The 6,311-nt window shown below is 64.2% G+C and carries 7 protein-coding genes; 4 read left to right on the forward strand and 3 right to left on the reverse strand.

The window, feature by feature from the left end:
- Window positions 1–30 precede the first annotated feature (30 nt).
- The 3 genes from folD to mtnN all read left to right on the forward strand — a co-directional run bounded on the left by folD (window position 31) and on the right by mtnN (window position 2,475).
- A complete protein-coding gene (gene folD, locus LU493_RS08390; RefSeq protein WP_275287330.1) occupies window positions 31–903 on the forward strand; it encodes a bifunctional methylenetetrahydrofolate dehydrogenase/methenyltetrahydrofolate cyclohydrolase FolD in 873 nt (290 codons plus the stop codon).
- A 168-nt stretch (window positions 904–1,071) separates the two neighbouring features.
- The gene (locus tag LU493_RS08395) at window positions 1,072–1,545 is read left to right on the forward strand and encodes an S-ribosylhomocysteine lyase (protein ID WP_275287331.1); all 474 of its coding nucleotides are present in this window, start codon (window positions 1,072–1,074) and stop codon (window positions 1,543–1,545) included.
- A 195-nt stretch (window positions 1,546–1,740) separates the two neighbouring features.
- Window positions 1,741–2,475 (forward strand): 5'-methylthioadenosine/S-adenosylhomocysteine nucleosidase, encoded by a 735-nt coding sequence (gene mtnN, locus LU493_RS08400; RefSeq protein WP_275287332.1) that lies wholly within the window; start codon window positions 1,741–1,743, stop codon window positions 2,473–2,475.
- A gap of 85 nt (window positions 2,476–2,560) precedes the next feature.
- Here the strand turns inward: mtnN and pyrC are convergent, their stop codons facing one another.
- Entirely contained in the window at window positions 2,561–3,598 is a 1,038-nt protein-coding gene (gene pyrC / locus LU493_RS08405) for a dihydroorotase (RefSeq protein ID WP_275287333.1), read from the reverse strand.
- Between the two features lie 214 nt (window positions 3,599–3,812).
- Here pyrC and LU493_RS08410 point away from each other — a divergent pair, with 214 nt between their 5' ends.
- Window positions 3,813–4,238 (forward strand): hypothetical protein, encoded by a 426-nt coding sequence (locus tag LU493_RS08410; RefSeq protein ID WP_275287334.1) that lies wholly within the window; start codon window positions 3,813–3,815, stop codon window positions 4,236–4,238.
- 138 nt (window positions 4,239–4,376) lie between these two features.
- On the opposite strand, the gene LU493_RS08415 is transcribed toward LU493_RS08410, so the two are convergent.
- Together LU493_RS08415 and LU493_RS08420 are read right to left on the reverse strand one after the other, a co-directional pair.
- Window positions 4,377–5,621 (reverse strand): NAD(P)/FAD-dependent oxidoreductase, encoded by a 1,245-nt coding sequence (locus tag LU493_RS08415; RefSeq protein ID WP_275287335.1) that lies wholly within the window; start codon window positions 5,619–5,621, stop codon window positions 4,377–4,379.
- A 94-nt stretch (window positions 5,622–5,715) separates the two neighbouring features.
- Window positions 5,716–6,183, reverse strand: a complete 468-nt coding sequence (locus tag LU493_RS08420; protein ID WP_275287336.1) for a TerB family tellurite resistance protein — start codon at window positions 6,181–6,183, stop codon at window positions 5,716–5,718.
- Window positions 6,184–6,311: the final 128 nt, after the last annotated feature.

The raw sequence follows: 6,311 nt of genomic DNA on the forward strand, positions 1-6,311 counted from the left end.
TCATCCATCCGACCGCCAGAGGGAAGCTCGATGACCGCCCAACTGATCGATGGCAAGTCCATTGCCGCCCGCGTCCGTCAGCAGGTTGCACGCCAGGTGCAGGCACGCCACGAGGCCGGCGCGCGCACCCCCGGACTCGCTGTCGTCCTGGTGGGCGAGGATCCCGCCTCCCATGTCTATGTGCGCAACAAGCAGCGCGCCTGCGAGGAAGCCGGCATCGCGTCGGTCAAGCACCGGCTGCCCGCCGACACCTCCCAGGAAACCCTGGAAGCACTGGTCGATGACCTGAACGCCGACACCACTATCGACGGCATTCTGGTCCAGCTCCCCCTTCCCGAGCATATGGACCCGCGTCCTATCCTCGAGCGCATCCACCCGCACAAGGACGTCGATGGCTTCCATCCCTACAACCTGGGACGGCTCGCCCAGCGCCTTCCGCTACTCAGACCCTGTACGCCCAAGGGAGTGATCACCCTGCTGCAGGAAAGCGACCTCAATGTACGCGGGATGGACGCCACCGTGGTCGGCGCCTCCAATATCGTCGGCCGCCCCATGTCGCTCGAACTGATGCTGGCCGGTTGTACCACCACCGTCTGCCATCGTTTCACTCGCGACCTCGAGGCCCACGTACGGCGTGCCGAGCTGCTGGTGGTGGCGGTGGGCATGCCCGGCCTGGTCAAGGGCGAGTGGGTCCGCGACGATGCCATCGTCATCGACGTGGGCATCAACCGCCAGGAGGATGGCAGCCTGATCGGTGATGTGGAATTCGAACCGGCCGCGGCCAGGGCCAGCCACATCACGCCGGTGCCCGGCGGCGTCGGACCGATGACCGTCGCCTCGCTTCTCGAGAACACCCTGGTGGCCGCCGAGATGCACGACGCCATGGCGCTGGGTAAAGAGTGAAGGGTGAAGGGTGAAGAGTACGTGATGGTGCGGCGGGGAAAGGGCCAGGAAAAGCTCCCCGGGTCACGAAACCGACGGTACTACGCCATGCACCCCTGCCCCGTGCACCTTTCGTCGCACTCCGGTAGAATACGCTCCTGACTTTCCACCGACTCGCGAGGTTCCTCGATGAGCGACAAGATGAACGTCGAAAGCTTCAACCTCGACCACACCAAGGTGAAGGCACCTTATGTTCGCCTCGCTGACATCAAGACCGGCCGGCATGGCGACACCATCCACAAGTATGACCTGCGCATCTGCCAGCCGAACAAGGCGCACATGGAGATGCCGGCGCTGCACTCTCTCGAGCACCTGATGGCCGAGCTCTCGCGTAACCATTCGGAACAGGTCGTCGATATCAGCCCGATGGGCTGCCAGACCGGTTTCTATGTCGCCATGATCAACCATGACGACTACGACGGAGTGCTCTCGCTGCTCGAAGGCACCCTGAAGGATGTGCTCGAGGCCGACGAAGTGCCGGCCTGCAACGAGATGCAATGCGGCTGGGCCGCCAGCCACAGCCTGGAAGGCGCCAAGGATCTGGCCCGCGATCTGCTGGCACGACGCAACGAGTGGACCCAGATCTTCGCCGAAGAAGGCTGATTGTCTGCTGCGCTCGGTATCCTGGCCGTCGGCGGTGCTCGCAATCCTCATTTAGTACCACCTAAACTCCGGTTGCTGTGCTCCGGCGACGACCAGCCTACCTTCGCTCGCGACGACAATCCGCGCTTCTTCCCTGTACTGAACCGTGAGTTAACTCAACCCCTTCACGCCCGACACAGCGGAGAACCGGATAAGATGAAACGCATCGGCATCATCGGCGCCATGTCCCAGGAAGTCGCTCAACTCAAGGCGATGCTGGAGGACTGCGAGACACGTCACCACGTAGGAAGCACCTTCCACTGTGGTCGTCTGCATGATGTCGAAGTGGTGATCCTGCAGTCGGGCATCGGCAAGGTGAATGCCGCCGTCGGTACCACCCTGCTGCTCGACATGTACCAACCCGAGGCGATCATCAACACAGGATCCGCCGGTGGTTTCGGCGAGGGGCTCGAGATCGGTGATGTGGTGGTATCCAGCGAGGTGCGTCACCACGACGTGGATGCCGTGGTCTTCGGCTACGAGCACGGACAGGTGCCGCAGATGCCGGCCGCCTACCTGCCCGACGAGCGCCTGATGCGGGTCGCCCGCGAAAGCGTCGAGGCCATGAACGAGGTCAAGGTGGTCGAGGGGTTGATCGCCACCGGCGACGTCTTCATGGCCTGCCCGGAGCTGGTGGAGCAGACGCGCTCCCGCTTTCCCACCATGCTCGCCGCCGAGATGGAAGCCGCAGCCATCGCCCAGACCTGCCATCTCTACGGCTGCCCCTTCGTGGTGATTCGCGCCCTCTCCGATATCGCCGGCGGCGGCGACAACCACCTCTCCTTCGAGGAATTCCTGGTCCGAGCCGCCGATCACTCGACGCGCATGGTCACCGCCATGGTGGCCAGGCTCGCCGAACCCGCGACCGCCGACGCGACCGCCGAAGGCTGAACCACCGAGAGCCCCAACGCCGAGACGCCCCGCCAGAGCCGACCTCTGACGGGGCGTCTTCTTTTGCCCTCTTCTCTCTTCTACATCATGTTTTCAGCTTCCACCCCAGCGTCTCGCCTCCCCGCAGCGGCACGATGTCCTGCCCCTCCAGGTAAGGCAGCGTCTCCGGTACCGTCCAGGGTTCACGCACCAGGGTAACGGTCTCGGTATTGCGGGCCAGGCCATAGAAATCCGGTCCGGCATGGCTGGCGAAGGTTTCCAGCCGCTCCAGGGCGCCGGCTTCCTCGAAGGCGGTGGCATACAGCTCGAGGGCCACCGGTGCCGTGTAGGCGCCGGCACAGCCGCAGTCGCTTTCCTTGTCGCCCTTGGCGTGAGGCGCGCTGTCGGTACCCAGAAAGAACTTGCCGCTGCCGGAAGTGGCGGCTTCCACCAGCGCCTGGCGATGCCGTTCACGCTTGAGGATCGGCAGGCAATAGTAGTGGGGACGAATCCCGCCGACCAGCATGTGGTTGCGGTTGAACAACAGGTGATGGGCGGTAATGGTGGCGGCCACGTTGTCCGGTGCAGCGGTGACGAAGGCGGCGGCATCGGCGGTGGTGATATGCTCGAACACCACCCGGAGCGTCGGGTGCCGATCCAGCAGGGGCTTCATGACACGTTCGATGAACACCGCCTCGCGATCGAAGATATCGATATCGGCGTCGGTCACCTCTCCGTGTACCAGCAGCGGCATGCCGAGACGGGCCATGGCGGCAATGGCCGCGTCACAATGGGCCAGGTCGGTCACTCCGGCGGCGGAATTGGTGGTGGCACCGGCAGGATAGAGCTTGACGGCATGCACCTGCCCGCTGGCATGAGCCCGTTCGATTTCCTCGGCACTGGTGCGGTCGGTGAGATAGAGCGTCATCAAGGGGTCGAAACGCGCCCCCTCCGGTACCGCCGCCAGGATGCGCCGCCGATAGTCGAGAGCCTGCTCGGTGGTCGTCACCGGCGGCTTCAGGTTGGGCATGATGATGGCACGCCCCATCTGGCGGGCACTGGCGGGCACCACCGCGGGCAGCACCTCGCCGTCACGCAGATGAAGGTGCCAATCGTCCGGGCGGGTCAGGGTCATCGAGTTCACGGCGTATCCTGTGTTGGCGTGGGTTCGCGGCGCTTGAGTATACCGCAATGTCGCGCTCGCCTCAGCGACCCGCCCAGCCCCGACAGGGCTATCGCCGTTCAGCTTTGTCTCTCGGGGCTGATCCGTCGACAGGCCTAGCCAACACCGAGAAAAGTCCTTCACGTCGCGAGAATTTGACGTATCATCCCCGACGGAAAACAGCCGCGAGGACACCATGCCGAAGGTACGCTATTACGCCGATCTCGTCGCCATCCTGGCCGGCCTCATGTGGCTGATGGTCTACTGGTCGGTGAGCTACTCGGTGCATATCGGCAATATCGAGCCCTTCCTCGCCGCCATGCTGCTGACCGGCAGCCTGATCCTGATCAGCTTCATGCACCGCCCCACCCGGGTGATGCTGCGACGCTACCATGTCCGCAAGCGGCGCACGGAGATGTGGATGCACATCCTTGCCCTGCCGCTTACCCTGGCCTTTCTGCTCGCGATCGGCATCGATTACCTGATCACCCCCCTGAACGGTGAACAGAAGATGCTGCTGTTCAACGTCATGGCCACCGCCGGCTGGCTGGTCTTCATCTTTACGCTCGCCGTCAAGCTGCTCATTCATACATTCATCGAACGACGCAAGGCCAAGCGTTGAGTTCCGCTCTCTATTAACCCGGCAAGCTTTTATGTCGGGCCGGCGCAAGCCCGCGCCACACCAGAAGATCCGCGCATCTGCGCCAGCGTGGTGCGGGCGACAATCAAATAGATCAGGACGATCTATTTGATTGCCAGGTCAATAGAAACGATCGAAGCGATACGGCGCCATCTCGATCTCCGTCGCCTCGCCATCCATCATCTGCGAGAGCAAGCGACCGGTAGCAGGCCCGAGCGTGAAGCCATGATGGCCATGACCGAAGGCACACCATAGCCCTCGTTGCCCCGGCGCCGGACCAATGACCGGCTTCATGTCGGGCATGCATGGCCTGGCGCCCTTCCAGGGTGTCGACTCGAGACGCTCGCCCAGCGGGAAGAGTTCCTTGGCCCGCGCCTCGGCGGCCGCCAGTTGCTGGTGGTGAGGCGGTGCCTCGAGGCGTTCCAGCTCGGCACCCGTGGTCAGGCGAATGCCGGCCCGCATCGGTGCCAGCAGATAGCCCACTTCGGCATCCATCACCCAGTGATTCAGGCGAGCTCCGCCGGCGCTGCCGTAGTGCATGTGATAGCCACGCTTGACGAACAGCGGCACCGTCAGCCCCAGACGCTCGAGCCAGGCGCGCGACCAGGGCCCCATGGCAAGCACCACATCCGCCGCATGCCGATCCTGGCCATCGACCTCGACACGCCATCCCTCGTCATCCCGCGCCACATCATTCACCTGGCCACACAGCACACGCCCGCCCTCGGCCTCGAAGGCCCGCGCATAGGCCTGCACCAGCCCTCCCGGATCGGCCACCGACCAGGAATCCTGCCAGTGAACCGCCCCGGCCAGACCTGGTGACAGGTTCGGCTCCATGGCCGCAAGCTCGTCGGGCTCCAGGCGCCGGTAGTGAACGCCGAAACGGGCGTCGTTCGCCTCGGCATCCTCGAGCCGCACCGCCAGCTTGCCGGCATGGCGATACACCTCGAGCCAGCCATCTCGACGCACCAGGGACTCGGCGCCAGCGGCCTCGATCATGGGGGCATGGGCGTCGAGGCAGAGGCCGATCAAGGCGGCGTACTCGGGGATCAAGCGACGATAGCGGCTCGGGGCGGAGTTTCGCCAATACTGCAACAGCGGGCCCGCGGCACGCAGCATGCCGCCCGGGCGATAACGGATGTCGACTTCGCGATTGGGCAGCACCCGTGCCAGGGTGGCCAGATCGCGGGGAAAGGGATAGGGGCGCACCGCCTCACGCTGGATCAGCCCGGCGTTGCCGAAGGAGGTCTCGCGCCCGGGCTCGCGGCGGTCCACCAGCGTGACGTCGTGTCCACGTCGAGCCAGATGCCATGCCACCGACACCCCGACCATGCCGGCCCCCAGAACCATGATTTCCCGCGTCATCCGACTCTCCTCTATCGTCCCTTTTCCGTCATGGGTCGTGGTCCCGGGACCACGCCATGAACGATTCTATCAGGACGATGCCGACCCGGCCGCCTCAGTCGGTTCCGGTCTCGCCTTCGGCACGCTGCTCCTCCATCAGCCGGGTACGCACGAAGTCCGAATGGCTGACATGCAAGAGTTCGGACAGGCGACGAATGCGATGTTCTTCCAGCGCATCCTTTTCGCCATCGGCGAAGGCCAATGCCCACATCGACCTCACCAGTTCGACCCGTGCGTCATAATCGCACTCATCGCGCACCAGTCGAACGAAACGATGGTGATCCACCGCCGTCTCGGTCTCGCGCTGGGCCAGATCCATCAGTTCGGCAAGCGCATCATCGTCGAGCCCGAGGCGCTGCTCGAGCTCGTCACGCAGGGCCTCGAGCTCGGCCGGGTCGAGGCGATAATCGGCACGAATCACTTCGCACAACAGTGCCGCCGTCGCCAGGGCCAGGGTCGGCGGCTCCCGTGTCTCCGACGTCGCCGTCATGTCGTTGATCCAGCGCTGTAGTGACGCCAGCATGGTCATGTTCTCCTTGGGAAGTGCTGAACAAATCGACGAGCGGAGCGAAGTACAAGGCGCACGGAGCACAGGAACCGGAGCCTATGGGGTATAGGTGAGGATTCCGAGCACCGCGCACAAATTCGCCG

This window comes from Halomonas elongata, assembly GCF_029081005.1.
Taxonomy (GTDB): domain Bacteria; phylum Pseudomonadota; class Gammaproteobacteria; order Pseudomonadales; family Halomonadaceae; genus Halomonas; species Halomonas elongata_B.

Excerpts from the sequence above, each read along its gene's own strand:
- folD (WP_275287330.1), top strand. The coding sequence starts at position 31 with ATGACCGCCCAACTGATCGATGGCAAGTCCATTGCCGCCCGCGTCCGT.
- LU493_RS08420 (WP_275287336.1), bottom strand. The coding sequence starts at position 6,183 with ATGCTGGCGTCACTACAGCGCTGGATCAACGACATGACGGCGACGTCG.
- mtnN (WP_275287332.1), top strand. The coding sequence starts at position 1,741 with ATGAAACGCATCGGCATCATCGGCGCCATGTCCCAGGAAGTCGCTCAA.
- LU493_RS08410 (WP_275287334.1), top strand. The coding sequence starts at position 3,813 with ATGCCGAAGGTACGCTATTACGCCGATCTCGTCGCCATCCTGGCCGGC.
- LU493_RS08415 (WP_275287335.1), bottom strand. The coding sequence starts at position 5,621 with ATGACGCGGGAAATCATGGTTCTGGGGGCCGGCATGGTCGGGGTGTCG.
- LU493_RS08395 (WP_275287331.1), top strand. The coding sequence starts at position 1,072 with ATGAGCGACAAGATGAACGTCGAAAGCTTCAACCTCGACCACACCAAG.